At 46.6% G+C, this 26,901-nt stretch carries 25 protein-coding genes; 16 read left to right on the plus strand and 9 right to left on the minus strand.

All coding sequences use genetic code 11. The annotated features are described in order from the left end of the window. Nucleotides 1-17: 17 nt before the first annotated feature. Nucleotides 18-554, minus strand: coding sequence for an HD domain-containing protein (locus DXD78_RS13935; RefSeq protein ID WP_005827246.1), 537 nt, complete (start codon nucleotides 552-554; stop codon nucleotides 18-20). A 27-nt stretch (nucleotides 555-581) separates the two neighbouring features. Continuing rightward, a complete protein-coding gene (locus DXD78_RS13940) occupies nucleotides 582-2,315 on the minus strand; it encodes a glycosyltransferase family 39 protein (protein WP_022401422.1) in 1,734 nt (577 codons plus the stop codon). 187 nt (nucleotides 2,316-2,502) lie between these two features. Here DXD78_RS13940 and DXD78_RS13945 point away from each other — a divergent pair, with 187 nt between their 5' ends. The 7 genes from DXD78_RS13945 (at nucleotide 2,503) to DXD78_RS13975 (ending at nucleotide 6,676) form a co-directional block, all read left to right on the plus strand. Further along, nucleotides 2,503-2,880, plus strand: a complete 378-nt coding sequence (locus DXD78_RS13945) for a GtrA family protein (protein WP_005833184.1) — start codon at nucleotides 2,503-2,505, stop codon at nucleotides 2,878-2,880. Nucleotides 2,881-2,931: 51 nt separating this feature from the next. Beyond that, entirely contained in the window at nucleotides 2,932-3,903 is a 972-nt protein-coding gene (locus tag DXD78_RS13950) for a glycosyltransferase family 2 protein (protein ID WP_022401421.1), read from the plus strand. A 358-nt stretch (nucleotides 3,904-4,261) separates the two neighbouring features. Then, nucleotides 4,262-4,549, plus strand: coding sequence for a hypothetical protein (locus DXD78_RS13955; RefSeq protein WP_022401420.1), 288 nt, complete (start codon nucleotides 4,262-4,264; stop codon nucleotides 4,547-4,549). Nucleotides 4,550-4,805: 256 nt separating this feature from the next. Continuing rightward, entirely contained in the window at nucleotides 4,806-5,288 is a 483-nt protein-coding gene (locus DXD78_RS13960) for a GNAT family N-acetyltransferase (protein ID WP_022401418.1), read from the plus strand. After that, nucleotides 5,285-5,644: a DUF3795 domain-containing protein gene (locus DXD78_RS13965; RefSeq protein WP_057097562.1), complete on the plus strand. Its 360-nt coding sequence runs from the start codon at nucleotides 5,285-5,287 to the stop codon at nucleotides 5,642-5,644. The genes DXD78_RS13960 and DXD78_RS13965 overlap by 4 nt, the downstream gene beginning before the upstream one ends. Before the next feature lie 31 nt (nucleotides 5,645-5,675). Further along, the gene (locus DXD78_RS13970) at nucleotides 5,676-6,257 is read left to right on the plus strand and encodes a Crp/Fnr family transcriptional regulator (RefSeq protein ID WP_005827269.1); all 582 of its coding nucleotides are present in this window, start codon (nucleotides 5,676-5,678) and stop codon (nucleotides 6,255-6,257) included. Between the two features lie 143 nt (nucleotides 6,258-6,400). Further along, nucleotides 6,401-6,676: a hypothetical protein gene (locus tag DXD78_RS13975; protein ID WP_022401417.1), complete on the plus strand. Its 276-nt coding sequence runs from the start codon at nucleotides 6,401-6,403 to the stop codon at nucleotides 6,674-6,676. Nucleotides 6,677-6,688: 12 nt separating this feature from the next. On the opposite strand, the gene DXD78_RS13980 is transcribed toward DXD78_RS13975, so the two are convergent. Beyond that, nucleotides 6,689-7,642, minus strand: a complete 954-nt coding sequence (locus tag DXD78_RS13980; RefSeq protein ID WP_009037935.1) for a transporter — start codon at nucleotides 7,640-7,642, stop codon at nucleotides 6,689-6,691. A gap of 200 nt (nucleotides 7,643-7,842) precedes the next feature. Here DXD78_RS13980 and DXD78_RS13985 point away from each other — a divergent pair, with 200 nt between their 5' ends. From DXD78_RS13985 to dnaA, 3 genes are all read left to right on the plus strand, one after another. Continuing rightward, entirely contained in the window at nucleotides 7,843-9,078 is a 1,236-nt protein-coding gene (locus tag DXD78_RS13985) for an N-acetylmuramoyl-L-alanine amidase (RefSeq protein ID WP_009037934.1), read from the plus strand. A 13-nt stretch (nucleotides 9,079-9,091) separates the two neighbouring features. Next, nucleotides 9,092-9,985 (plus strand): MlaD family protein, encoded by an 894-nt coding sequence (locus DXD78_RS13990; RefSeq protein WP_005827282.1) that lies wholly within the window; start codon nucleotides 9,092-9,094, stop codon nucleotides 9,983-9,985. Nucleotides 9,986-10,336: 351 nt separating this feature from the next. Then, nucleotides 10,337-11,722 carry a chromosomal replication initiator protein DnaA gene (gene dnaA, locus DXD78_RS13995; protein WP_005827286.1) on the plus strand — a complete coding sequence of 462 codons (1,386 nt, stop codon included), beginning with the start codon at nucleotides 10,337-10,339 and terminating at the stop codon, nucleotides 11,720-11,722. A 92-nt stretch (nucleotides 11,723-11,814) separates the two neighbouring features. On the opposite strand, the gene DXD78_RS14000 is transcribed toward dnaA, so the two are convergent. Then, nucleotides 11,815-12,549, minus strand: a complete 735-nt coding sequence (locus tag DXD78_RS14000) for an NADPH-dependent oxidoreductase (RefSeq protein ID WP_044468986.1) — start codon at nucleotides 12,547-12,549, stop codon at nucleotides 11,815-11,817. A 417-nt stretch (nucleotides 12,550-12,966) separates the two neighbouring features. Here DXD78_RS14000 and DXD78_RS14005 point away from each other — a divergent pair, with 417 nt between their 5' ends. From DXD78_RS14005 to folB, 3 genes are all read left to right on the plus strand, one after another. Continuing rightward, nucleotides 12,967-15,504, plus strand: coding sequence for an adenosylcobalamin-dependent ribonucleoside-diphosphate reductase (locus DXD78_RS14005; protein WP_009037933.1), 2,538 nt, complete (start codon nucleotides 12,967-12,969; stop codon nucleotides 15,502-15,504). Between the two features lie 131 nt (nucleotides 15,505-15,635). Beyond that, entirely contained in the window at nucleotides 15,636-18,329 is a 2,694-nt protein-coding gene (locus tag DXD78_RS14010) for a 4-alpha-glucanotransferase (protein WP_009037932.1), read from the plus strand. A 274-nt stretch (nucleotides 18,330-18,603) separates the two neighbouring features. Then, nucleotides 18,604-18,969 carry a dihydroneopterin aldolase gene (gene folB / locus DXD78_RS14015; RefSeq protein WP_009037931.1) on the plus strand — a complete coding sequence of 122 codons (366 nt, stop codon included), beginning with the start codon at nucleotides 18,604-18,606 and terminating at the stop codon, nucleotides 18,967-18,969. A gap of 653 nt (nucleotides 18,970-19,622) precedes the next feature. Here folB and DXD78_RS14025 read toward each other — a convergent pair. From DXD78_RS14025 to mtaB, 4 genes are read right to left on the minus strand one after another with little or no spacing between them, the layout of a single operon-like run. Next, entirely contained in the window at nucleotides 19,623-20,141 is a 519-nt protein-coding gene (locus DXD78_RS14025; protein WP_005830204.1) for a methylglyoxal synthase, read from the minus strand. Nucleotides 20,142-20,188: 47 nt separating this feature from the next. Next, the gene (locus DXD78_RS14030; RefSeq protein WP_009037929.1) at nucleotides 20,189-21,205 is read right to left on the minus strand and encodes a glycosyltransferase family 2 protein; all 1,017 of its coding nucleotides are present in this window, start codon (nucleotides 21,203-21,205) and stop codon (nucleotides 20,189-20,191) included. Continuing rightward, complete coding sequence (locus DXD78_RS14035) at nucleotides 21,198-22,097, minus strand: lysophospholipid acyltransferase family protein (RefSeq protein ID WP_005833230.1); 900 nt, start codon at nucleotides 22,095-22,097, stop codon at nucleotides 21,198-21,200. Before DXD78_RS14035 ends, DXD78_RS14030 begins: the two co-directional genes overlap by 8 nt. A gap of 54 nt (nucleotides 22,098-22,151) precedes the next feature. Next, the gene (gene mtaB / locus DXD78_RS14040) at nucleotides 22,152-23,468 is read right to left on the minus strand and encodes a tRNA (N(6)-L-threonylcarbamoyladenosine(37)-C(2))-methylthiotransferase MtaB (RefSeq protein ID WP_005833232.1); all 1,317 of its coding nucleotides are present in this window, start codon (nucleotides 23,466-23,468) and stop codon (nucleotides 22,152-22,154) included. A gap of 85 nt (nucleotides 23,469-23,553) precedes the next feature. Between mtaB and DXD78_RS14045 the strand changes: the two genes are divergently transcribed. From DXD78_RS14045 to DXD78_RS14055, 3 genes are all read left to right on the plus strand, one after another. Further along, nucleotides 23,554-25,227: a long-chain fatty acid--CoA ligase gene (locus tag DXD78_RS14045; protein WP_117652789.1), complete on the plus strand. Its 1,674-nt coding sequence runs from the start codon at nucleotides 23,554-23,556 to the stop codon at nucleotides 25,225-25,227. 157 nt (nucleotides 25,228-25,384) lie between these two features. Further along, a complete protein-coding gene (locus DXD78_RS14050) occupies nucleotides 25,385-25,597 on the plus strand; it encodes a hypothetical protein (protein ID WP_005833237.1) in 213 nt (70 codons plus the stop codon). Nucleotides 25,598-25,930: 333 nt separating this feature from the next. Next, on the plus strand, nucleotides 25,931-26,176 hold the full coding sequence (locus DXD78_RS14055; RefSeq protein WP_005830186.1) for an RNA-binding protein: 246 nt from the start codon (nucleotides 25,931-25,933) through the stop codon (nucleotides 26,174-26,176). Nucleotides 26,177-26,440: 264 nt separating this feature from the next. Here DXD78_RS14055 and rplI read toward each other — a convergent pair whose 3' ends face one another. Then, nucleotides 26,441-26,890 (minus strand): 50S ribosomal protein L9, encoded by a 450-nt coding sequence (gene rplI, locus DXD78_RS14065; protein WP_005830185.1) that lies wholly within the window; start codon nucleotides 26,888-26,890, stop codon nucleotides 26,441-26,443. Between the last annotated feature and the right edge of the window lie 11 nt (nucleotides 26,891-26,901).

Here is a 26,901-nt window from a genome sequence, read left to right on the forward strand (position 1 = left end):
TAAAGAAATTTAGATTGCTACAAGAACTGTTCGCACCAATTATCAAAGCGCCGTACCCCTTCTTCACCATAACGTTCCAAACTTTTTCGGGCTTTTTCTACACTTTTCTCCTTTTCCAAATGAGTTTTTGAATAAAACTTATCGGCAAAACAGATAGCTTGTTCTTCCAAGCTGACCGGAACCATTTCACGATGCGGTACGGGCAAATCCTGCGCAATGATTCCCTCCAATGAAAGTCCGGCACCCGTATGGCGTTCACAAACCAAAGCATGGCGGGGATAGCCTTCGCCGCGTATCAGGTCGGCTCCCAAATAACCGTGACAGATATAAGGCTTGTCGCCAAAACAATGGATACCTGCCGCATCTGTAAGAAAAATGCCTATATCGTGCAGCATGGCAGCCTCGTACAGAAAATCCTTATCCAATGAAAGTTCCGGATGGCGGTCGGCAATCCATAACGACTTGTCGGCTACGGAACGGCTGTGCGTCAACAGTATATGCCGCAACTCATTCTCTTCCGGATAATATTTGTTAATGATATCTATCGGATTCATTTTAAGTTATGAGTTATGAGTTATAAATTATGGGTTATGAATGTCAATCGCCCTAAATTTATACATGCAGATTTCATTACGCATATCACAACTGCGTCTGTCTGTACGGAATATCTTTTCCAGATGATACGTCTGTTCCAGCTCTCCCAACATATTCTCCTCCTCCTTTACGGGAACCAACAAATAGCCCTCCTCGCTGGACGGACGTTCCTTTTCAATGTGCCGCATGCGGTCTTTCAGATAGAAGTTAACACCATAGAAACTCATTTTCGAGTAAGAATAGACCACACCTTCCGGAACATACGTATTGACCCTTTCAGCCAAATGTTTATCTGATTTCACAGCCAGCACCGTGGGCTGATAAACCGAATCCAATGATACGAAAAGGCAGAGCATACATCCTGCTATGCCATATAATAATGACCGGCTATCCGCACGCTTTATCACCATGCGTAATGTGCAGACAGCGGCTACTACGGGAAGCGCTACCAGGAGCCACTTGGGAACAGACAAAGCCACATCCTCCAACGCATGCATAAAGGCTACATTCTCAGCGGCATGGCGTCCGCTTCCAAAAACACTGTCGGGAACCAGGCCGAGACGAACTACGACAAAAACAAGCGTAAGCAACAAGCCCAAAGAAGCAAAGATGATTGCACAAATCCTGAAAACTCGTGCCCCCTTTTGTACCAAAGCCAACAGATACTCAGCTATCAGCACTGCCATAAACGGATAGATGGGAAGCAGATAAACGCTCCGCTTACTCTTGGGGATGCAGTAGAAGACAAAGATTATCAGAATGACCAGCCACGTGAACAATTGTACCGGAGACTGGTTGCGGAAAGCAGTCCAGCCCTTCTTCAACCGCAACAGCAGGGTCTCCCCTTCCGGCAGACAACGCATGTTTTTCCACTTCAAGCCAAACAAGGAAATTACCAGAACCAACGTCCAGGGAATCCATCCCCAAATCAAAGTCAGGAAATTATACCATATAGGATTTTCATGGGACTCGTAGGACATTTTGCCCATAAACCGCCCGGTATTCTCCTCCAGAACCAAATCGAGGAACGGTTGTCCACCTTGTCTGTAAGCTACGTATACCCAAGCTAAATAAGGAACAAAAGAAAGCAAGCCGATACCTACCAACGAGAAAAACGCTTTCCAGAAAGAACGTCCGCGCAACAACTGATACACACCGATACACGCGCAAGGGAATATGGAGCCTACCGGCCCTTTGGTCAACGTGGCACATCCCATCAGCAACACCGCAAGCCAGGGCACTCCGCGGCATCCCTTCTCATCCCAGCGGAACAGCAGACAAAGGGAAATAACGATAAAGGCAACCTGAACCATATCGACCCGACAAGCGACAGCCGCCCGATGCACCTCGAAAGAAGACAAAAGAAGAATAGAGGCCAGAAACGCCGTTTGAACGTTTTTACGTTTTGCCACAAAGGCAAAGAACATCAACTGCATGGCTAAAAAAGCCAATGCAGACGGGAAACGGGCGGAAAACTCCGTCACCTCTCCAAAAAGGGAAGAGACGGCGGCTATTGACCAGTAGAAGAAAGGGGGTTTATAAGCAATATCAGTACCATAGTTCACCGGAAGTATCCAGTTTCCACTTTCCAGCATAGAAAGGGCAACAATCGCCTCCCGCGGTTCCCCCTTGGAATAAAAAATGGTTTCTCCCAGAAAGGGAACAACCACAAGCACACTCAGCAGCGCAATAAACCAGAACGCCTTCTTTCTGTCCGACATACCTTATTTGTTTTTTATGTTTTCTGGACGCAAAGATAGCGCAAACCGAAAGCAGATGCAAATTTATTTGCAATTTGCTGAGATGCAGCTTAATTTCGCAAAGCAAAATTACAAATAATTCTGAAACAATGCCTAACTTTGCCGCCCCAATGATAATGGCAACAGAGAGTAGATATTTAATGTTAAGATGAAGCGGCTGAAACAACTACCGGAATTTGTACGCTTCGTAATGGTGGGCATCTTTGCGACAGCTCTGCACTACGGATTGTATTTTGTATTACAACGGGTTATCAATGTAAACATAGCCTATACACTGGGATATGCTCTCAGCTTCATCGCCAATTTCTATCTGACTGCTTACTTTACCTTCGGCCGAAAGCCCTCATGGAGAAAAGCCTTCGGATTTGGAGGGGCACACTTATGCAGCTATCTGCTACACATGGGGTTGCTGAACCTCTCTCTCTGGATGGGCATCCCCAAACCTCTGGCCCCCATTCCGGTTTTCGCCATCGCCATTCCGGTCAACTTCTTACTCGTACGTTTCGTTTTCAAAAGAAAAGAGTGATAATTTGTTTTTCTCCCGATTTCTTACGAATATTGCAAAAAGATTTGTTCTATGATGGAAAACTCTCCCATACTCGCCGTTGTCGTACCTTGCTACAAAGAAGAGGCAGTGCTGCATGAAACCCATAAACGATTGAGCCAATTATTCGACCGGCTGATACAAGCCCGGCAAATTTCCCCGGAAAGCTATATATTATATGTAAACGACGGAAGCACCGACCAGACATGGGCTATCATCAAAGAACTGCACCAAAATACGGCCTATGCCTGCGGACTGAACCTGGCAGGAAACGTAGGACACCAGAATGCCCTGCTAGCAGGACTCAATGCAGTAAAAGAGCGTTGCGAGATAGCCATCTCCATTGATGCAGACTTGCAAGATGACATCCAGGTGATTCCGGACATGATAAACAGCTATAAAGCGGGCAATGACATCGTTTATGGCGTACGTAAAGAACGGAAGACCGACACTTTCTTCAAACGCAACACCGCTTTGGTCTTTTATCGGCTGATGAAGGCAATGGGGGTAAAATCCGTCTACAACCATGCCGACTACCGCCTGATGAGCCAGCGGGCTATACAACACCTATGCCGCTTCCGCGAGCGCAACCTTTTTCTTCGGGGGCTGGTTCCCCTCATCGGCTACCAGACGGACAGCGTGTACTACAATCGTGACAAGCGTTTTGCCGGAGAATCAAAGTATCCTTTCCGGAAGATGCTTAATTTTGCCATCGACGGTATCACTTCCTTTTCCGTCAAACCGGTCCGTATGATTTTTTGGATAGGCTGCATCTTTATTCTTGTGGCACTGTGTGTCACCGGATGGACACTTCACTCTTACACACAGCATAACGCCGTCCCCGGATGGTCATCACTGATGATTTCCGTCTGGCTGGTAGGAGGTGTGATACTTGTGTCGCTGGGGATTGTAGGCGAATACATCGGCAAAATATACATTGAGGTGAAGGACCGACCGCGCTACAATGAAGAAGAACTGCTGATGCCGTCCGGCAAAACAGAATAAAAGAAGCCCATCATCATTCTACACAAAAGTTTTAAAAAGGAAAAACACTTGTCACGCTATCACACTATAATAAAGGTATAGGGAACAGTGTGTGTCTTTCTTGCCGACAAGTTGGCAAGATTTTGCCACCCTATTGGCAAGACTTTGCCATAGGCATGGCAAAAGTTTGCCAAAAGCATGACAATGGGTTGGCAAAATTACTCTCTGGCAGACAATGAGTTAACATAACTATCAAAATCGTATCGTCACATCAGTTTATATCAAAAAACACAAAATCGCTTGCGAAAGCGACATAAATGCCGTATCTTAGTACACGTGCAAGCAAACCATTTTGCTTACACATGATAAAAATCTGCTTATGGGAACATTAGGCTGCATCAATGACATGCTACAAAGGGATAAAGAGAACCGTGCTCTCCGCAAGTTGAGCAGAGGACGGATGCGGGAGCACTACAAATACCTTGTAGAAAGGAAAGGTCCTGAGAGAGCCGATGTAACCATTGAGGAAATAGAAAAAATCCGAAGAAATACTACTGAAAAGGAATTGTCAGATAAAGAACATCTATTCAGGGCAAAGACGATTCTTGCAGCATGTGCTTTAGTCTTGCTTTTATTGGGAGTACTTTGTTATAAATTGTTCTTATAAGCAGGTCTGAAACCAATTGGCAAGAAATCTACCCGGTTAAATTCATCAGCCATTGGCTGGCGATTGAAAGCAGATTCCCATGCTTCATAAAAATTCGCATACTTTTTATATTCGAAGCAGAGAATCAACAACTTGATTTTCCTAAACCAATAAATTAGAAATGAAAAGATTATCTTTGCAAACACAATAAATACATTGAAAGACTTTCTGTTAGAACATGGAACATCTAAAAGCATACATTTTAGCACTTAAAAACATGAATACAGATTTTACAATTAGAATTGCCCAACAGCCTGATGCCCTTGAACTTATGAGTTTGTTTCAAGAGACAGTCCTCCATATAAACAAACGTGACTATTCAGAAGCAGAAGTGGCAGATTGGGCATCGTGCGGAAACGACCTCTCCCGCATAAAAGACATGATTAAGACACATTATTTTATTGTGGCAACCAATCAACAGTCACAGATTGTCGGCTTTTCATCCATTACCCACCAAGGATATTTGCATTCTATGTTTGTTCATAAAGATTTTCAAGGTAAAGGCATTGCTACCATACTTCTAAATGAGATAGAACGGTATGCAACCGCAAGAGGAATCATGCGAATTACATCAGAAGTAAGCCTGACAGCCCGTCCATTCTTTGAGAAAAGAGGCTATATAGTAGAAGTGGAACAGAAACGCAAAGCCAACCAACTTTATCTCACCAATTTTTGGATGGCGAAAAGGCTGGCTGAATGAAATCGTATAACGGACGTATTCCTGCTTGTGGTGTCTTTTGTGGTGGTTGTCCCATATACACAAGAGAAAAAAGTCCCTGCAAAGGAGCAGAACAGAATGGTTCTCGCTGTGAAAAATGTAAAACATTCCATTTATGTTGCTTGGAAAAAAGAATAACACATTGTTTCCAATGTTCTGATTTCCCATGTACTAAATTCAAAAGATTTACCAAACGTTGGCTAAAATACGGACAAAACTTCATTGAAAACCAAAAGCTTTTAAAAAACGTAGGTGAAGTTAAATTTTTAAAGTATTATAATGAGAGAGTCCACGACCAGCTTACCAACAATGACAGAAAATCAGGAATAAAACAATAATTTTGTACCTTTCGAAAAACATGTGTTGTAAATGACAGATTTTAATTCATACATGGGCAATATAGACACTGACTTTTTTAGGGAACTGTGTTTAAGAAACGGAGAACTACGGTATTATAAAAGAAATGAGTTTATCCTCCGAGAGGGAGAAGTCGGTTCTTTCTTCGGGTTTATTGTATCCGGTGTAATCAAATATACCTGCATCAACCAAACTGAAAACAAAACATATAATGTAGGTTTTTCTTTTGCCAATGAATTTATCTCTGATTATCCCAATTGTTTATACGACATAAAATCTGAATTGAATATACAAGCAATAACCCCATGTAGAATCTACATCTGTTCTTCCGAATTACTTCTACAAGAATTTGAAGAGAACAAAGAAAATCAACGAATAGCCCGTATTGCAGCCGAACAATTATTTTTTCAGTCGTATTCACGTTACTTGGATTTGTTCAGATTTACATCGGAAGAACGCTATCTCCAACTTCTTAAAAAATGTCCAGAAATCCTACAAATGGTACCCCTAAAAGAAATTGCGTCTTACTTGAAAATAACCCCTATTCACATGAGCCGCATCAGACACAAACAGAGTTTTGACAGCAAAGAATAAACATAGGTTTAGAAATTCAATCATTTAACAATATTCCAAGACAATATTGATTCTGTCAGGAAGTTCTCTTTTATTTTTGCCCTATCCTTTGGCTGATTCAGCGAAAGGCAGGAATGAAAGGAGTTAAACATAGAGTCCTATATATGAGAACAAGAAAAGTATTTAGAATGCCACTTGATAAAATTCTTTGTTTATCAGCCAATGCTATATTAACCATTATTGCACTATGGAGTATTGCATCAGTCTTTTTCGAAAACGCCACAATTGATTCTATAATAGCCCGTTTCAGCGTGGCTTCTGCCTGCATGGCCAACCTATTTTCAAAACATCGTCTTATCCGGATAATATTCCTCATTATGGCATTTGTACTGATAATTGTTGCAACCACCCTCTATGTCCATAAAGCAAATAAGATGTAAAATACTCAGCAGTTATTCCGTCTCATTTTTCCTTTTCTTCCACAGCTGATAACTATTGATGATGTTTTGCCACAGCACATACGATCCCGGACCGACGGAAGATAACGGATTAAGATAAGTATATGCCATCCAGATGGCAAGCACCGTATTCTTTTGCCCCAGCGCCTGCCCTCCACTGATGCGCTCACCATAATGACCGCCGATTCTCTTTCCCAAATAGAATTGTATACAGCAGGTTATCAGTCCCGCCAGGGCTATCAGCAGTTCAACAAATACCGGTGCATCACTATTGACCAATGAACGTACCGTCTGCCCTGAGACAATGGCAAGAGCTACCGCCCACAAATAGAAGGCTGCATCATGGAAACCCAACAGAAAATGATGCACCTTCGGCACAAACGCACGCAGAAACCATGCCAGCAAGAAAGGACAAAGCAGCAATGGAAAGACTTTACTCAGAATTTTCAGGAATGCAACAAAAAAAGTAATGTCAGCATGAGGCTCCACCAACGGGAAAACCAAAGGAACAGCCACAGCCGCCAGAAGATTGGACAACAACGTATAGGTCGTCAGGCTGGATGCGCTTCCACCCAGTTTACCGGTAATGACAGCCGCAGCGGTTGCAGTGGGACAAATGAGACAGACCATCGCACCTTCAAACACTTCCCGGTAGACCTCCTCCATAGGACAACACACCAACAATACCGCAACAATCAAGCAAGAAACCGTCTGGAACAGCAGTAACCATCCATGCCACGATTTGGGTTTCAGTTCATGCACCTCCACCTTACAGAAAGTGAGCAGAAGTTGGGAAAAAATCAAAAGTGGAGTCAGGAAAGCCACTAACACATTCACATAAGGTTTGGCAGGCGCCACAAAAGGAATGTCTGCAAAAAAGAAATATCCCAAAGTACCGGCAAGCATTGCCAAAGGCAACGTCCAGTTCTTTATAAAACGAACCAGCATACTTGATTTGCTATTTTAATTATCTGCCGCAAAGTTACGCATATTATCAATACATTGAGCCACTAATTACTCAAACACAGACATTAATTACACTAAAAATGAGAAGAAGAACAATAAAACTGAACATAATCCATTAGTTTTCTATAAATTTCCACTACATTTGCCAAGCGAAAAGGAAGCATTGTCTTTGCTACAATTATATGAAACTATACAGACGATACATATTATATATAAGTATATGCTTAGGGCTGCTTATCTCCCCCTTTTGCAGTGGCAGCGCTGAAGCGAAAGACTTTGTTGTCGTTATAGACCCCGGACACGGTGGACACGACCCGGGTGCAGTGGGAAAAATTTCCAAAGAGAAGAATATCAACCTGAATGTAGCACTCAAACTTGGCAAACAAATCAAGAAGAACTGCCCTGATGTAAAAGTTATCTATACGCGGGACCGGGACATATTCATCCCCTTGGACCGGCGCGCTGAAATTGCCAATAACGCCAAAGCTGATTTGTTCATCTCCATACATACCAATGCCCTGGCCAAAAACCGGACGGCCAAAGGAGCCTCCACCTGGACACTGGGTCTGGCAAAATCGGATGCCAATCTGGAAGTAGCCAAGCGCGAAAATGCCGTTATCCTCTACGAAAGCGACTACAAGACGCGGTATGCCGGCTTCAATCCCAACTCGGCAGAGTCCTACATCATCTTCGAATTCATGCAAGACAAATACATGTCACAGAGTGTGCACCTCGCCTCCCTCGTACAAAAGCATTTCCGCCAAACCTGCAAACGTACAGATCGGGGCGTGCACCAGGCAGGTTTTCTGGTATTGAAGGCCAGTGCCATGCCAAGCATACTGGTGGAACTCGGATTCATCTCCACACCGGAAGAGGAACGGTACCTGAACACTGAAGCAGGAACCACCTCACTTGCCAACGGTATCTTCCGCGCTTTCCTCACCTATAAGCGCGAGCAGGAAATCCGGTTGAACGGAAGCAGCAATACCATTCTTCCGGAGGATGTACCCGAGCCCGTTCAAGAAGAAGGCAACGCAGCTACAGCGACACCGGAAAAGAAAAATGCACCTCAAGCGGAGAGTAACCAAGCTGCCCAACGCCCGCAAAGGTCAGAAAATGCAGCCGTTTCCCAAACAGAACAGAGCGGCATCGTGTTTAAGATACAGATACTCACTTCTTCACGTCCTCTGGCCAAGAATGACAAAAGACTGAAAGGAGTGAAAGACGTGGATTATTATAAAGAAGGCGGAATCTACAAATATACGTACGGCGCATCACCCGATTACAACAAGGTGCTGCGCAGCAAACGTAGCATTACGGACAAATTCAAGGACGCATTCATCATTGCGTTCAAGAATGGAGAAAAGATAAACGTCAACACAGCCATCAGCGAATTTAAAAAGAACAGAAATAAATAACAAAAGATACATCATGAAGTATATTACAAAAGAAGTTAGAATAGGAATAGCAGGCATAGCTGCACTTTGCATATTGGTATACGGCATCAACTACCTGAAAGGGATAAATATGTTCAAGCCCTCCAGCTATTTCTACGTGAAATTCCAGAATGTCAATGGACTGACAAAATCCAGCCCGGTCTTTGCCGACGGCTTCCGCGTGGGTATTGTCCGCGACTTGTACTACGACTATACCCAACCGGGCAAAGTCGTTGCCGAAATAGATGTTGACCCAGAGCTACGCATTCCCAAAGGAAGTACGGCAGAACTGGCAGCCGAAATGCTTGGCGGCGTAAAGATGAACCTGCTGCTTGCCAATAACCCACGGGAGAAATACCAGATTGGAGACACAATCCCCGGCGTGCTGAACAACGGAATGATGGAAAAAGTTGCCACCATGATGCCGCAAGTAGAGAAGATGCTGCCCAAGCTGGATTCCATCCTCGCATCCTTAAATGTCATACTGGCCGACCCCGCCATCCCTGCAACCTTGCATAACGTACAAGATTTAACAGCAAGTATGGCCGTCACAAGCCGCCAGTTGCAAACTCTAATGAAGGATGATATTCCACAACTGACCGGCAAGCTCAATACCATTGGAGACAACTTTGCACTCATTTCCAACAACTTAAAGGAGATAGATTATGCTGCCGCCATGCAAAAGGTAGACGCAACTTTGAACAATGTAAAAATGATTACAGACAAATTGAACCAGAAAGACAATACCGTCGGACTTTTGCTAAACGACCCTTCTCTATATAATAATCTGAACGCCACCACTGCCAACGCAGCAAGTTTATTGGAAGACTTGAAATCGCATCCGAAACGATACGTCCATTTCTCCCTATTCGGCAAGAAAGATAAGTAAAAGATGGACGTTATATAGATTTTGTCTAAATAACAAGTCTATAAAGGAATTAAAAGGAAAGCCCTCATTTGCTCTATACAAGGAGCGAAAAAGGGCTTTTTCCTGCTCTGGGCACAGAAAGAAAACAAGAGACGCAAAGCTACATAAACCACTATATGACAAAGTATTAGATAAATGCAACACACCTTATATAAGGAGTATACTCATAGTAACCGATAAGTAGCTGAAAGTAAAGAGCTTATTACTTTCCCTAAAAACGCAAGAAAAAAAGGATTTGTTTTTCTCGAATAAGATTGCCAATTTTGCAATCGTAGAAGTTATGCTTAATTAATAAATGTATTTATAGCCGTTATGAGTGAAATAGATCATGTCGGGCTGTGGAACCGCTGTCTTGAAATCATCAGAGACAATGTTCCGGAGCAGACATACAAAACATGGTTTCTTCCCATCATACCTTTAAAATATGAAGACAAAACGCTGGTCGTACAAGTGCCCAGCCAGTTCTTCTATGAGTTTTTGGAGGACAAATTTGTTGATTTGTTGCGCAAGACTCTCTATAAGGTCATTGGTGAGGGAACTAAATTGATGTATAACGTAATGGTGGACAAGAGCTCGCGGAAAACCGTCGACCTGGAGTCTACACAGCGTACCATCATACCGCAAAAACAAGTGATGGACAAAAGGATTCCGCAGATTCCCGTCCCCGAACTTGACCCGCACCTTAATCCAGAATACAACTTTGAAACCTTCATCGAAGGTTACAGCAACAAGCTGTCGCGCAGCGTTGCAGAAGCTGTCGCTCTCAATCCGGCTAAAACAATCTTCAATCCGCTGTTCCTATACGGAGCATCAGGTGTAGGCAAAACCCATCTTGCCAATGCTATCGGAACCAAAATCAAGGAACTATACCCGGAGAAAAGGGTATTGTATGTATCTGCACACCTATTCCAAGTGCAATACACCGATTCCGTACGTAACAATACGACTAACGACTTCATCAACTTCTACCAGACCATTGATATTCTAATCATTGATGATATTCAGGAATTTGCCGGCGTGACCAAAACGCAGAATACATTCTTCCATATCTTCAACCATCTGCATCAGAACGGCAAGCAGCTCATCCTCACTTCCGACCGTGCACCGGTATTGCTGCAGGGCATGGAAGAGCGTCTGATTACACGTTTTAAATGGGGAATGGTGGCTGAGCTGGAGAAACCTACCGTAGAACTCCGCAAGAACATTCTGCGCAACAAGATACACCGTGACGGCCTGCAGTTCCCCCAGGAAGTGATTGACTATATTGCAGAGAACGTGGGCGACAGTGTACGTGACCTGGAGGGCATCGTCATTTCCATTATGGCGCATTCCACCATATACAATAAAGAAATAGACCTGGAACTGACGCAACGTATCGTCCGCAAGGTAGTGAACAGCGAAAGCAAGGCAGTGACTGTCGATGAAATCATCAACACCGTATGCAAGCACTTCGGATTGGAAACTGCCACCATCCACACAAAATCCAGAAAGCGGGAAGTGGTGCAAGCACGACAAATAGCCATGTATTTAGCCAAAAACCATACAGACTTCTCTACTGCAAAAATCGGTGCGCTAATTGGACATAAAGACCATGCCACCGTATTGCATGCATGTAAAACCATCAAAGAACTGAAAGAGGTGGACAAATCATTCCGTGCGGAAATCGACGAGATTCAAGCCGCACTGAAAAAAGGATAAGAATAAAGGATAAGGGATTAAATGCAGCTAAGTATGCATTAGCTTAACCCCTTATCCCTTATCCCTTATCCCTTATCCCTAATCCTTAATTTTCAAAATCCCTGCTTTTTCATTATCTTCCAAAGATTCTCCGACATTGCCTCACTGTCTTTCTTCGTATAACGCACATCTGTAAAGACCTGCGCCAGCGTTTCCTTATTGTTCTCCAAGATGAACTGCTTGTTCTCAGGAAGCGATTCTTTATAGGCATACAACCGGTCAATGTCCTGAGGAGTATAATCATGATAAACCTCTTCGTGTACAATGGCCTCCAGCGGCAAACGGTCCACTTGTTCCGGCTGTTCGGCAGGCCATCCCACTGTGACTGTCGTGATGGGAAACACCAATTCCGGTAACTCCAACGCTTCGACAATCATCTGAGGGTTGTAAGTGGTAGTTCCCAGATAGCAAATGCCCAACCCCTTCTCCTCGGCAGCCACACAAAAAGTCTGTGCCACCAGCAAGGTATCGACAGCCCCCGTCACAAACCACTCAAAGTTGTTGTATCCCGGCTCAGCCTTACGTTGCTCACACCACTTGCTGAAGCGGCGCAAATCTATGCAGAAAGTAAGCACTACCGGCGCCGTCCGAACCATCGGCTGATTGAAATGTGCAGGCGCCAGTTTGGCTTTACGCTCTGCATCACGCGTCACAATCACACTATAAACCTGCATGTTCCCGACTGTAGAAGCCCGGAAAGAGGTTTCAAGCAAATCATTTAACAAATCAGCAGAAATATCCTTCTGCTGGTATTTTCGGATTGTTCTCCTTTGTTTCAAGCTTTCCATTCTTTCTTTTTTTGCAAAGATAATGTAATCCACGAACAATTCATTCAAGAGTTCACACTTTTTTTATCATCATATATCCGGAATAAAATACATCTTTTCAACAAGAAATGAACAATTATTATCTCTACGAGCAGATAAAAGTAACCTTATGTTCGACTAAACCGAGAACCTTTCAGCCCAACAAGTTGTTAATAAATTCCATTTTGGAAAACTTATTCGTTTACTCAAATCATTAAAACATTATAAACCAATAAATTAATAGCAATCAATAGAAAACTATACATCGGTTGATAAAAACATTCATTTTAATTTTGCCAAGTTGAAAAACATTCATAGCTTTGCAAATGCATTTGTTAACGATAAGTACAACTTCTACAACTTTACTTATTTGTAACTAATCCTAAGAGATACAACATTGTGGAAAAGAAAAATTATTCTTATGACGAAGCCTACGGAGAATCTTTAAAATACTTCCAAGGCGACGAATTGGCTGCCAGAGTTTGGGTAAACAAATATGCAGTCAAAGATTCTTTCGGAAATATTTACGAAAAGTCTCCGGAAGACATGCATTGGCGAATAGCCAATGAGGTAGCCCGCATTGAGGCCAAGTACCCCAATCCATTAAGTTCAGAGGAACTTTTCGGCTTGCTCGACCACTTCAAGTACATTGTTCCGCAAGGAAGCCCGATGACCGGAATTGGAAACAACTATCAGGTAGCCTCTCTGTCCAACTGCTTCGTTATCGGTGTGGACGGCGAAGCGGATTCTTATGGTGCCATCTTCAAGATAGACGAAGAACAAGTACAGCTGATGAAACGCCGTGGCGGCGTGGGACACGACTTATCCCATATCCGTCCGAAAGGTTCACCGGTAAAGAACTCGGCACTGACCTCCACCGGCTTGGTCCCCTTCATGGAACGCTATTCAAACTCTACACGCGAAGTAGCTCAAGATGGACGCCGCGGCGCACTGATGCTCAGCGTATCCATCAAACACCCCGACTCGGAAGCCTTCATCGATGCCAAGATGACTGAGGGCAAAGTGACCGGAGCCAACGTCTCCGTAAAACTGACCGACGACTTCATGCAGGCCGCCATCGAAGGCAAACCATATACACAGCAATATCCGATTGACGCCACAGAGCCGGCATTTCAAAAAGACATTGACGCATCCGCATTATGGAAAAAGATTGTGCACAATGCATGGAAATCGGCAGAACCCGGTGTATTGTTCTGGGATACCATATTAAAGGAATCCGTGCCCGACTGCTATGCAGACCTGGGCTACCGTACCGTATCCACCAATCCATGCGGCGAAATTCCACTGTGCCCGTACGACTCCTGCCGTCTGCTCGCCATCAACCTTTACTCATACGTGGTCAATCCGTTCAAGCCGGACGCCTACTTTGACTTTGAGCTATTCAAGAAGCATGTAGCTTTGGCCCAACGCATCATGGACGATATCATCGACCTTGAACTGGAGAAGATAGAGCGCATCATGAGCAAGATAGATGCCGACCCCGAAAGCGAAGACGTGAAACATACAGAACGCGTTTTGTGGCAGAAGATTTACAAGAAAAGCGCCCAAGGCCGCCGTACCGGTGTAGGTATCACGGCAGAAGGCGACATGCTTGCCGCCCTGGGATTGCGTTACGGTACTGAAGAGGCAACCGAGTTCTCGGAGAAAGTACACAAGACGGTGGCACTCAACGCCTATCGCTCCTCCATAGAAATGGCCAAAGAGCGCGGCGCATTCGAGGTGTACGACACAGAACGCGAAAAGAACAACCCGTTCATCAACCGCCTGCGTGAAGCCGACCCGGAAATGTACGAGGAGATGAAGAAGTACGGACGCCGCAACATTGCCTGTCTGACCATCGCCCCGACCGGCACCACCAGCCTGATGACTCAAACCACCTCCGGTATCGAGCCCGTATTCCTGCCCGTGTACAAGCGCCGCCGCAAAGTGAATCCCAACGATACGAACGTTCATGTGGACTTCATCGACGAAACCGGGGATGCCTTTGAAGAATATATCGTGTTCCACCCCAAGTTCGTGACTTGGATGGAAGCTCAAGGATACAACCCCGCCAAACGCTACACGCAGGAAGAAGTGGATGCCCTGGTAGAGAAATCACCTTATTATAAAGCAACCTCCAACGACGTGGACTGGCTGATGAAAGTCAAGATGCAGGGACGTATCCAGAAATGGGTGGACCACTCCATCAGCGTAACCATCAACCTGCCGAACGACGTGGACGAAGACCTTGTGAACCGTCTGTATGTAGAAGCATGGAAATCCGGCTGCAAGGGCTGTACGGTTTACCGCGACGGTTCGCGTTCCGGTGTGCTCATCTCTACCAAGAGCGACAAGAAGTCCGAGCTTCCTCCATGCAAACCGCCTACGGTCGTTGAAACTCGTCCCAGAATATTGGATGCAGACGTTGTCCGTTTCCAAAACAACAAAGAGAAATGGGTGGCGTTCGTCGGCTTGCTGGACAATCATCCCTACGAGATATTCACCGGTGTGCTGGACGATGACGAAGGCATCATCCTGCCGAAGAATGTGGTGTCGGGCCACATCATCAAGAATGTGGATGAGCACGGAAACAAGCGTTACGACTTCCAGTTCGAGAACAAGCGTGGATACAAAGTCACCATCGAGGGCCTGTCCGAGAAGTTCAACAAAGAGTATTGGAACTATGCCAAGCTGATTTCCGGTGTATTGCGCTATCGCATGCCTATCGAGCAGGTCATCAAGCTGGTAGGTTCACTGCAACTGGACAGCGAAAACATCAACACCTGGAAGAACGGTGTGGAACGCGCCCTGAAGAAATACATCCAGGACGGCACGGAAGCCAAAGGCAAGAAATGCCCCAACTGCGGCAACGAAACACTGGTTTACCAAGAAGGTTGCCTCATCTGCAAGACGTGCGGAGCTTCCCGCTGTGGATAATCCCACGGCAAGCACAAACGTTTGCATAGGAATTTAAATGACTTAGATAACGGTAGCTGCATGATTATGAGGAATAATTTCTATACTTGCATAATCATTGCAGCTATTGCTATTTCTAAATCTAATATAATATGACACTAATATTCAATATCGAGTATCGCACCAGCTGGGGTGAAGAAGTCAGAGTCCTGGGTTCCATCCCGGAACTTGGCAACAACCAGCCCAACAAAGCCACCCCCCTGCACACTGTAGACGGCATTCACTGGACCGCGGAAGTGGATATCCAGATTCCCGGTAATGGAAGCGTCGAATACAGTTACCACATCTATCGAGATGGCAGAACCATACGGACAGAGTGGAACAGCCTGCCACGCATCCTGCACGTTGCAGACAATCCGAAGAAAGTTTACCGCATAGAAGATTGTTGGAAGAATCTGCCCGAGCAGCAGTATTTTTATACATCCGCTTTCACAGAATCCCTGCTGGCGCATCGCGAACGCAGTGCCGCCCCGAAAAGCTACAAAAAGGGGTTGCTGATAAAGGCGTACGCCCCCTGCATAGACAGTGACCATTGCCTGGCACTCTGCGGAAACCAGAAGGCGCTGGGTGACTGGAACCCGGACAAAGCTGCCCTTATGAGCGACATCGACTTCCCCGAATGGCAGGTAGAAGTGGATGCCGGCAAAATCAGCTTCCCGCTAGAGTATAAATTCGTCCTTTACAACAAGAAAGAGCGCCGTGCCGTGGCCTGGGAGAACAATCCCAACCGCTATATGGCCGACCCGCAGATAGCCGCCAACGAAACGCTGGCTGTCGGCGACCGTTATGTATACTTCAATCTTCCTGCATGGAAAGGTTCCGGAGTAGCCGTACCCGTATTCTCCCTGCGCTCCGAGAAAAGCTTCGGTGTAGGCGATTTCGGCGACTTGAAGCGCATGATTGACTGGGCAGTTGCCACCAATCAGAAGGCGGTGCAGATTCTGCCCATCAACGACACTACCATGACGCATACCTGGACAGACTCCTACCCTTACAGTAGCATCTCCATCTATGCCTTCCATCCCATGTACGCCGACCTGAAGCAGTTGGGCAGCTTGAAGGACAAGAAGGTGATGGCCGAATTCAACAAACGCCAGAAGGAACTGAATGCCCTGCCCGCCGTGGACTACGAAGCTGTGAACAAGACAAAGTGGGAATACTTCCACCTCATCTTCAAGCAGGAAGGGGAAAAGGTGCTGGCATCGGATGCTTTCCGTAATTTCTACGAAGCCAACAAGGAATGGTTGCAGCCATATGCCGTCTTCAGCTACCTGCGTGATGCCTACAAGACCCCGAATTTCCGCGAGTGGCCCAAGTATGCCACCTACGATGCCAAGGAGATAGAGACATTGTGCCGGCCGGACTCTGCCGACTATCCGCATATTGCCATCTACTACTACATCCAGTTCAATCTGCACCTGCAACTGCTTGCCGCCACCGAACATGCGCGCGCCAACGGCGTAGTGCTGAAAGGCGACATCCCCATCGGCATCAGCCGCAACAGTGTGGAAGCCTGGAAGGAACCCCACTACTTCAACTTGAACGGCCAAGCCGGTGCACCGCCCGACGACTTCTCCGTGAACGGACAGAACTGGGGCCTCCCCACCTACAACTGGGATGTCATGGAAAAAGACGGTTATGCCTGGTGGATGAAACGTTTCCACAAAATGGCAGAATACTTCGATGCCTACCGCATAGACCACATCCTCGGCTTCTTCCGCATTTGGGAGATACCGATGCACGCCGTACACGGGCTGTTGGGACAATTCGTCCCCGCCCTGCCCATGACGCGCGAGGAGATAGAAAGCTACGGGCTGGCATTCCGCGAAGACTTCTTCCTGAAGCCCTATATCCATGAGTACTTCCTCGGACAAATCTTCGGCCCGCATACAGACTATGTGAAACAGACCTTCATAGAGCCGACAGACACGTGGGAGGTTTACCGCATGCGTCCCGAGTTCGACACCCAGCGCAAGGTGGAAGCCTACTTTGCCGGAAAAACGGACGATGACAGCATCTGGATTCGTGACGGGCTTTACGCCCTTATCAGCGATGTGCTGTTCGTGCCCGACCGCAACAATCCGCACGAATACCATCCGCGCATCGGCGTGCAGCACGACTACATCTACCGCGCACTGAACGATTGGGAAAAGGCTGCCTTCAACCGGCTGTATGACCAGTACTACTATCACCGCCACAACGACTTCTGGGGACAGCAAGCCATGAAGAAACTGCCGCAACTGACACAGTCCACGCGCATGCTGGTATGCGGTGAGGACTTAGGCATGATTCCCGATTGCGTGGCATGGGTGATGAACGACCTGCGTATCCTTTCCCTGGAGATACAACGTATGCCGAAAGACCCGAAACAAGAATTCGGCCACACAGACTGGTATCCATACCGTTCGGTCTGCACCATCTCCACGCACGACATGTCTACCCTGCGCGGCTGGTGGGAAGAAGACTTCCAACAGACGCAGCGTTACTACAACACCATGCTCGGGCACTACGGTGCCGCACCGGCAACGGCCACGCCGGAGCTCTGCGAAGAAGTGGTTCGCAATCACCTCCATAGCAACTCCATCCTCTGCATCCTCTCCCTGCAAGACTGGATGTCCATGGACGGCAAATGGCGCAACCCGAACGTGCAGGAAGAACGCATCAATATTCCTGCCAACCCGCGGCACTACTGGCGCTGGCGCATGCACCTGACACTGGAACAACTGATGAAGGCAGAAAGCTTGAACGAGAAAATAAGGTGCATGATAGAAAGCACCGGAAGATAAGAAAGGATTCTTAGCAAAGTATTATTTTAGGCACGGATTACATGGACAATCACGGATAATATTGAAAGCAACCGTGATAACCCGTATAATTCCGTGCCTAAAATAGTTCGATAAGTTTATTCCGACCCTCACATAATTGTATTCTATAAAAAACAATTTCGCGCTATTTTTATATTTTACAGAATACAATCCACAGCCTGAATCGTAATAACCGGATACTGATTTGCCCGTACCACAAAATATCAGTAAGTTTGCAGAAAACAATCTACAAGTAATGACCAGTTATATTTTCCTTGACACGCTTCGCTTCTTCGCCCATCACGGCGTGGGCGAACAAGAAACCGTGGTAGGCAATGAGTTTACCGTCAGCCTGCGCCTGCAAGTTGATATCCGGCGTGCGGCAGAAACGGACGACGTAGCCGACACCGTGAGCTATGCCGATGTACATACAGCTGTGAAGGCAGAGATGGACATTCCTTCCAAACTATTGGAACATGTATGCGGGCGAATTATAAACCGATTGTTCCGCGACTTCCCACAGATAGAGGAAATAACCCTCAAGCTGGCAAAGCGCAATCCACCGATGGGCGCGGATATAGAGGCTGCAGGAGTGGAAATATGCCAACGCCGCGGAGAATGACAGATTGCCGAATCACCCCATTCACTATTGATACACAGGCACTTCCCACTGCAAAGACACTGCATGCTTTTTGCAGTGGCGCTGCAAACGGTTTGCAGTAACACTGCACATATATTTGCAGTAGTACTGCAACAGCTTTGCAGTAACGCTGCAACAGATATGCAGTAGCACTGCAAAATGTATACAGAAGTTCTGCAGTGAGCATGCAGCAACTTTTCTGCCGTAGAATACAACCATTGATACCAATATTCCGTACCTTTGCCCCATCATCAACAAAAAGTCAATGAGAAACGCTATACAACGACTGGCATTACTCCCCATCGTCGCTCTCTTCCTGCTACCGGCCGCTTGCTATCAAATACAGCTCCGAGTTTCATTGAAGAAATGCCCTCTACCTGCCCACCCCTTACGACTTTACAAACCCATACAACTATGCAGACTTCAGAAGGAATGAACTATTGAAAATAAACCTCACAGAGTTCCGCTTCCCCTACCAATACCTCAACGACATAGAATGGGCAGATTCACCAACACCATTATTGTGCAACCCTATGACTTCAAACGGCAAGGGTGGGCTATCGCACCAGTGTGGGCTGTCCATGAACGAAGGGTAGCGATAGATTAAGAATGCCCAGTAGAACCGAGTTTCATCCTTATTTTTGCCGTTTCCGCTTCTTTGCCGATTCCACCGCTTCGGCCACCACCGGCTTATTTGCAAACCGCTTGGTGTAGTTGCTGTAATCGGGAACAGTGCGTTCATACGTTGGATCGACAAACAACGGGCTGGAAATGATATGGTCTGCCGTACTGCGGTTGCAGCAGAACACGATGTTCTCCACACCGGCAAGGCGGGTCAACGCCTTCACATCCGTATCGTGCGGCTGAAGGGTCATCGGGTCGGTGAAAAAGAAAAGATAGTCAATCTCTCCGTCCACAATGCGCGAGCCCATCTGCTGGTCACCGCCCAAAGGACCGGATTTAAGGATAGTGAAATCCCACTCCACATCAGGATGTTTCTCCCGGAGGGCTTCGAGGATAAGGGTACCCGTGGTGCCCGTACAATAGAATTTATGCCCCATCAGCAATTCCGAGTTCCACAGTACCCACTCGATGAGGTCTTTCTTCATGGCGTCGTGTGCCACTAATCCGATTTTTCTAACTAGTTTTTCCATAATTCAAAACCTTTAATAGATTGAACAATTATAAAAGGCAACAGTTCCTACAATTGGGAAAAGAATTTCTTTCCATGCAGATAAAACTGCGCCAATATACTGTTTTTTGTCCGTTCCGGTATTACGGCAAGCGTAGTTTTTTTCAGATTCTCTTTGCGGGACGCTGCTAATGAAGTGCGGAGGGAGTGGTAGGCACGGCGCGCACGGAATACGGCCAAAGCATTGGGTAACTGGCCTTTCAGCATGAAACTGAACGCAGCCACATAATCGAGCACCGCACGTACACGCATCACGGACGCCAAGTCCTCCTGCGGCAGATTCTTATAAAGCATGACAAGGTTATTACGAAAATTGAGGAAGGTCTTGCGCGGATTCTCCTTCTTCAAAGTGGCCCCTCCCACATGAAATACCACACTCTGCGGTATACATGCCAACTGTCTGCCACGGGCACGAAGCCGCCAACATAAATCTATCTCCTCCATGTGGGCAAAAAAACGTCCGTCCAGCCCACCCGCTTCCCGGTAGTCTGCCAGACGGATGAACAGAGCCGCCCCCGTAGCCCAGAAAATGGGTATCACCGTGTCGTATTGCCCCTTGTCCTCTTCTACCACGCCCATAATACGGCCGCGGCAGAAGGGATAGCCATAGCGGTCGATGAAACCTCCCGCAGCTCCGGCATATTCAAACTGCCCCTTGTTACGCCAACTGCGTATCTTCGGCTGGCAAGCGGCCGTCTCCGGATAGGCATCCATATACTCTGCCAACGGGACAAGCCAGTGCTCGGTGACCTCTACATCGGAGTTGAGCAGCACTACATATTCTGCCTCCACCTGCTTCAATGCCAGATTGTATCCGTCGGCAAAACCGTGGTTCTCTTCCAGCAGAATCAAGTGCACAGAAGGAAACTCGCGACGGAGCATTGCCACAGAAGCATCCGTAGAGCCATTGTCCGCCACATACACCACAGCACCATCCGCCTCCGAAAAACGCACAACAGAGGAAAGGAAGGAACGGAGCATATCACATCCGTTCCAATTCAATATGACAACAGCAATCTTATCCATGTTGCACAGATTCTTTTCGTTTATTTTTCCAGCGTTTATGAGACCAGAACCAATAAGCCGGTTCGCGCCGGATGGTCTGCTCCAGACGACGGGCGAAGCACTCGGTTATCTCGCCATCCGCCGTCTGCTTGGGAGTTTCGGTAACCAAATCGAAGAGCACTTTGCAATATCCCCTGGATGTCCGTTCCAATTCACAATAAAAGACGGGGAAGTCCATCAGCTTGGCAATGCGCTCGGCGCCATCCATGAACACGGTGTCCTGATTCAAGAAAGTGGTCCAATAATGGGCCTCGCTGCGGTTGGGCGACTGGTCTGTAATCAGGCCGATGGCTATCCGCCTGCCTTCACGGCGAAGCTTTATCACTTCGCGTGCCGTGGAATGTTTCGCCACATTGTATCCTCCGAACCGGGCACGGATATGCTTAAACATCTCGTCCAGATACTTATTGCTTAGCGGTTTGTACACCTGCACCGGGATGTCGCCCGGATGCATGATGGCCCCCATGCCTATAATCCACTCAAAATTGGCATAATGGGGAATCAACAGTACAATGCCTCCATGCTTCTCTATCATGGCAAGGTATTCTTCCTTATTATCATACTTCATCCGGCGGCAGAGCTCCTCGAAAGACATGCGCAGCATCTTCACCTCTTCCAGCATATAGTCGCAGATATAATGGTAGAACTTGCGCTCTATCTCCATCAATTCGGTTTCCGACTTCTCCGGAAAGGAATTGCGAAGGTTGCGGCGAACGACTTTCTTCCGATAATGCACGACGTGGCGCATCAGGAAGTACAGCCCGTCAGACAATGCATAAAGCGCCCGGAAAGGCAGAAGTGCCACAAGCCACATGCCCGCATAAGTCAGCCAATAGACAATTTTTGATTTCACTTCGTCAGTTATGAGTTATAAGTTATGAGTTATTTGTTGCAAAGGCGGCATTCCTCATTCCATTGCTCCCAAGAGTGCGGTGCCGTCGGCATTGAAATCGCCCAGGCGCACAGACACGAGCTGGTTGTCCAAGGCAGCATCATGAGGGACTTCCACACGGATATAATTGGGAGTGAAGCCGTGCATCGGCAGTCCGGGTTTGGGACGTTCCAGCAACACCGGCATCGTCTGCCCGATATGGCGCGCATAAAAAGCACGGGTCTTTTCGTCCGAAAGCTCCAGCAATTGCTGGCTCCTGCGGTGCTTTTCTTCGGGTGCCACCACGTGGTCTATCTTCAAGGCTTGCGTGCCGGGACGCTCCGAATAGCTGAAGACATGGAGCTGCGTCACGTCCAGGCTCTTGATAAACTCATAAGCCTGCCCGAAATACTCCTCCGTCTCTCCACGGGTACCCACAATCACGTCTACCCCTATAAAGGAATCGGGCATCACTTCCTTTATCTTCTTTATCTTCGAGGCAAACAAGGCGGTATCGTAACGGCGTCGCATCAGCTTCAGCACCTCGTCACTGCCCGACTGCAGCGGTATATGGAAATGAGGCATGAAACGCCGGGAACGGGACACGTATTCTATGATTTCATCTGTCAGCAGATTCGGCTCGATGGAGGATATGCGGTAACGCTCAATGCCTTCCACCTCGTCCAGCGCCTTCACCAAGTCGAAGAAAGTCTCACCGGTAGACTTGCCGAAGTCTCCGATATTGACGCCGGTCAATACAATTTCCTTTCCACCTTCGGCAGCCGCCTGGCTGGCCTGCTCCACCATAGAAGCAATGCTGCCGTTACGGCTACGTCCGCGGGCAAAGGGAATGGTGCAATAGGAACAATAATAATCGCAGCCGTCCTGCACTTTCAGGAAGAAGCGTGTCCGGTCGCCACGCGAACAAGACGGGGCAAACGAACGTATATCCTTCAAAGCGGAAGTGTAGGCCTCGCCGGTCTCGTGCTTCTGCAGATTGCCCAGGTAGTGGAGCAGGTCCTTCTTCTGCTCGGCTCCCAGCACGACGTCCACACCTTCTATCTTTGCCACCGTCTCCGGTTTCAGCTGGGCATAGCAACCGGTCACCACGACAAATGCACCCGGATGTTGCTTCACCAGTTTGTGGATGGCCTGGCGGCACTTCTTGTCCGCCACTTCCGTCACCGAGCAGGTATTCACTACACAAATATCCGCTTTCTCACCCTTGCGCGCCGTACGTACGCCCGCTTCCCGCAAAATTTTACCGATAGTAGAGGTCTCCGAGAAGTTCAGTTTGCACCCCAACGTATAGTAAACCGCCGTCTTATCTTGAAATATATTGGTATCTATCATGAGCTTATAAACACATTTATGCTGCAAATATATACATTATTAATCTATTTTTCCTACTTTTGCACACTCAACTAAAATTTGTGCAATGATACAAGAGAACTTTATCAAACTATACGAGCATAGTTTCCGCGAGAATTGGGACCTCCCCTGCTATACCAACTATGGAGAAAACGAGAGCTATACTTATGGCGAAGTGGCACAAGAAATAGCCAGACTGCATCTTATTTTCAAGTACTGCCAACTGCGCCGCGGCGACAAGATAGCCGTCATCGGCAAGAACAATGCCCGCTGGTGCATCGCCTATATGGCCACCATCACCTACGGTGGTATCGTAGTCCCCATTCTGCAAGACTTCAACCCCAATGATGTCCATCATATCGTAAACCACTCCGAATCGACGTTCCTCTTCACCAGCGATGCCATTTGGGAACATCTGGAAGAAGAACGACTTACTGGACTTCGCGGTGTGTTCTCACTGAGCGACTTCCGCTGTCTGTATCAGCGGGACGGCGAAACCATCCAGCGTTTCCTCAAGCATCTGGGCGATGAAATGGAAGCGACCTACCCGAACGGGTTCCGCAAGGAAGACATCGTTTACACGGACCTTTCCAACGACAAGGTCATGCTGCTGAATTATACCTCGGGCACCACCGGATTCAGTAAGGGCGTCATGCTGACGGGAAACAACCTGGCCGGCAACGTCACCTTCGGCATACGTACCGAGCTGCTGAAGCAAGGGGACAAAGTGCTCTCTTTCCTGCCTTTGGCACATGCATACGGCTGCGCATTCGATTTCCTTACCGCCACGGCCGTCGGCACACACGTCACACTGTTGGGAAAAGTGCCTTCCCCAAAGATTCTGATGAAAGCTTTCGAGGAAGTGAAACCCAACCTGATTATCACCGTCCCCCTTGTCATTGAAAAGATATACAAGAATGTCATACAGCCCATCATCAACAAAAAGACCATGAAATGGGCGCTCAGCATTCCCTTGCTCGACGGACAGATATACGGGCAAATCCGCAAGAAACTGATTGACGCACTGGGCGGACGTTTCAAGGAAGTCATCATAGGAGGCGCAGCCATGAACCCGGAAGTGGAAGAATTCTTCCACCGCATCAAGTTCCCCTTCACCATCGGCTACGGCATGACCGAATGTGCCCCTCTCATCAGCTATGCTCCCTGGAATGAATTCGTCCCGACTTCCTCCGGACGGGTACTCGACATCATGGAAGCCCGTATCTGCAAGGAAAACCCGGACGACAAACTCGGCGAAATACAAGTACGTGGCGAGAACGTGATGACGGGTTATTACAAAAACCCCGAAGCCACCAAAGAAGTCTTCACCGAAGACGGATGGCTTCGCACCGGCGACTTGGGTACACTGGACGACGACAACAACCTATACATACGCGGACGCAGCAAGACCATGATTCTCAGTTCCAGTGGACAGAATATCTTCCCCGAAGAGATAGAAGCACGGCTCAACAACATGCCTTTCGTCCTGGAAAGTCTTGTCATCGAACGGAATAAAAGACTGGTAGCACTGGTTTATGCCGACTATGAAGCCCTGGATTCCTTGGGACTAAACCAGCCGGATAACCTTAAAACCATCATGGATGAGAATCTCAAAAATCTGAATAACAGCGTGGCAGCCTACGAAAAAGTAAGCCAAATCCAACTTTATCCGACTGAATTTGAGAAAACGCCCAAAAGAAGTATCAAGAGATACTTATACAACAGCATTGCCGAAGATTAATATGTTGTAAAACATATAGATAGGGATAAAAACAGCCGAAGCTCCAAAAAAAATATAAAAAAAGTTGGGGTTTCGAGAACAACATATTCAAAAAGTACATACCTTTGCAACGTTTTAATAAAGCAATTGATTGTATTACGTTTTAAAAGTAAAGAAAATGAAAAAATTAGTTTTGATGGCTGCAGCTATCGTAGCAGTATCTTTCGCATCTTGTGGCAACAAAGCAGCTAACGCTGAACAAGCAACTGCAGATTCTATCCGTATCGCTGACTCAATCGCAGCTGTAGAAGCAGCAGCAGCTGAAGCCGCAGCAGCAGCCGCAGCAGCTGACACTGTAGCAGTAGATAGCGCAGCTGTTGTAGCTGAATAATTTCAGTACAACACTCGAGAGAATTGAAAGTCTGACGTGCATACAAGCACACCAGACTTTTTTTATGTCTTATCCTCTCCTTCTGTTCCCTTCCAATTGTTAAGTCTTGGTCTTATTTCACAAAAAAGGGTATTATATGGCAGATAAATGATAAAGTATAGTGCATATACCAAATAAAAGCCGTTACTTTGCATCAACAAAACAATAAGAGGTTTATTACGATCTACGTTTCACTATGTTTCTCCTCGATTAGCCACATTGAGAATTTTCATTTCTGACTACAACTTCCTAAGACTCCTTTATTGAATTATTAATTTTTTATTTTTGTATTTTATGAATATGTACATTGGAAACCTTAGCTACAACGTTAGGGAATCAGATTTGAGACAAGTAATGGAAGAGTATGGAACAGTAGAATCAGTAAAACTGATTATGGACCGTAATACAAACAGATCAAAAGGTTTTGCCTTCGTAGAGATGCCCGAAGCTGCTGAAGCCCAACAAGCAATCAACAAACTGAATGGAGCAGAATATGTAGGCCGCCAAATGGTAGTGAAAGAAGCATTGCCAAGAAACTAAAAGAATTATTGGCTGACAATAAGGCAAAGAGCATACCCCTGAGTGGATATGCTCTTTTTTTTGCATTAGTAACCTCGTAAAGAGACACAAGAGTATTCTTGCCAAACCTCTATACCGCGCGCGTAAACCTCTACTTCAGATTCGTAAACCTCTATAACCGCAGCTTTACGTATCCCTCAATAAGCTCACACACATACGCTCCGAACATAGAAAAGCCCGGTCCTTTATCAGAACCGGGCTTCCTTATCATTATGAAGTCTTTTCTTATGCTTCTTCAGCAACTACTTCGAAAGGAATTTCTACAGAAACTTCCTTGTGCAGCTTAACGATAGCCTTGTAGTTACCAACTTCTTTCACTGCGTCCTTAACAACGATAATCTTACGATCGATGTTGTGACCCAATTTAGCCAACTCTTCAGCAATCTGGATGTTACCAACAGAACCGAAGATAGTACCAGTAGAGCTAACCTTAGTAGCAATCTTCAATGATACGCCTTCCAGCTTAGCAGCCAGTTCTTCAGCATCCTTTTTGATTTTCTCCAGCTTGTGAGCACGTTGTTTCAGCTCTTCAGCCAACATTTTCTTTGCAGCCGGTGAAGCGATGACAGCTTTACCAGTCGGGATGAGGTAGTTACGACCGTAACCAGACTTTACTGTTACGATGTCGTTCTTATAACCCAAGTTTACAATGTCTTCTTTCAATATAATTTCCATACTTTCCTCCT

Source organism: Bacteroides sp. D20, from assembly GCF_003436255.1.
GTDB lineage: Bacteria > Bacteroidota > Bacteroidia > Bacteroidales > Bacteroidaceae > Bacteroides > Bacteroides uniformis.

What these genes read in the sequence shown, in the direction of transcription:
- DXD78_RS13935 (WP_005827246.1), bottom strand. Translation starts at nt 554, where the DNA reads ATGAATCCGATAGATATCATTAACAAATATTATCCGGAAGAGAATGAG.
- DXD78_RS13940 (WP_022401422.1), bottom strand. Translation starts at nt 2,315, where the DNA reads ATGTCGGACAGAAAGAAGGCGTTCTGGTTTATTGCGCTGCTGAGTGTG.
- DXD78_RS13945 (WP_005833184.1), top strand. Translation starts at nt 2,503, where the DNA reads ATGAAGCGGCTGAAACAACTACCGGAATTTGTACGCTTCGTAATGGTG.
- DXD78_RS13950 (WP_022401421.1), top strand. Translation starts at nt 2,932, where the DNA reads ATGATGGAAAACTCTCCCATACTCGCCGTTGTCGTACCTTGCTACAAA.
- DXD78_RS13955 (WP_022401420.1), top strand. Translation starts at nt 4,262, where the DNA reads ATGGGAACATTAGGCTGCATCAATGACATGCTACAAAGGGATAAAGAG.
- DXD78_RS13960 (WP_022401418.1), top strand. Translation starts at nt 4,806, where the DNA reads ATGAATACAGATTTTACAATTAGAATTGCCCAACAGCCTGATGCCCTT.
- DXD78_RS13965 (WP_057097562.1), top strand. Translation starts at nt 5,285, where the DNA reads ATGAAATCGTATAACGGACGTATTCCTGCTTGTGGTGTCTTTTGTGGT.
- DXD78_RS13970 (WP_005827269.1), top strand. Translation starts at nt 5,676, where the DNA reads ATGACAGATTTTAATTCATACATGGGCAATATAGACACTGACTTTTTT.
- DXD78_RS13975 (WP_022401417.1), top strand. Translation starts at nt 6,401, where the DNA reads ATGAGAACAAGAAAAGTATTTAGAATGCCACTTGATAAAATTCTTTGT.
- DXD78_RS13980 (WP_009037935.1), bottom strand. Translation starts at nt 7,642, where the DNA reads ATGCTGGTTCGTTTTATAAAGAACTGGACGTTGCCTTTGGCAATGCTT.
- DXD78_RS13985 (WP_009037934.1), top strand. Translation starts at nt 7,843, where the DNA reads ATGAAACTATACAGACGATACATATTATATATAAGTATATGCTTAGGG.
- DXD78_RS13990 (WP_005827282.1), top strand. Translation starts at nt 9,092, where the DNA reads ATGAAGTATATTACAAAAGAAGTTAGAATAGGAATAGCAGGCATAGCT.
- dnaA (WP_005827286.1), top strand. Translation starts at nt 10,337, where the DNA reads ATGAGTGAAATAGATCATGTCGGGCTGTGGAACCGCTGTCTTGAAATC.
- DXD78_RS14000 (WP_044468986.1), bottom strand. Translation starts at nt 12,549, where the DNA reads ATGGAAAGCTTGAAACAAAGGAGAACAATCCGAAAATACCAGCAGAAG.
- DXD78_RS14010 (WP_009037932.1), top strand. Translation starts at nt 15,636, where the DNA reads ATGACACTAATATTCAATATCGAGTATCGCACCAGCTGGGGTGAAGAA.
- folB (WP_009037931.1), top strand. Translation starts at nt 18,604, where the DNA reads ATGACCAGTTATATTTTCCTTGACACGCTTCGCTTCTTCGCCCATCAC.
- DXD78_RS14025 (WP_005830204.1), bottom strand. Translation starts at nt 20,141, where the DNA reads ATGGAAAAACTAGTTAGAAAAATCGGATTAGTGGCACACGACGCCATG.
- DXD78_RS14030 (WP_009037929.1), bottom strand. Translation starts at nt 21,205, where the DNA reads ATGGATAAGATTGCTGTTGTCATATTGAATTGGAACGGATGTGATATG.
- mtaB (WP_005833232.1), bottom strand. Translation starts at nt 23,468, where the DNA reads ATGATAGATACCAATATATTTCAAGATAAGACGGCGGTTTACTATACG.
- DXD78_RS14045 (WP_117652789.1), top strand. Translation starts at nt 23,554, where the DNA reads ATGATACAAGAGAACTTTATCAAACTATACGAGCATAGTTTCCGCGAG.
- DXD78_RS14050 (WP_005833237.1), top strand. Translation starts at nt 25,385, where the DNA reads ATGAAAAAATTAGTTTTGATGGCTGCAGCTATCGTAGCAGTATCTTTC.
- DXD78_RS14055 (WP_005830186.1), top strand. Translation starts at nt 25,931, where the DNA reads ATGAATATGTACATTGGAAACCTTAGCTACAACGTTAGGGAATCAGAT.
- rplI (WP_005830185.1), bottom strand. Translation starts at nt 26,890, where the DNA reads ATGGAAATTATATTGAAAGAAGACATTGTAAACTTGGGTTATAAGAAC.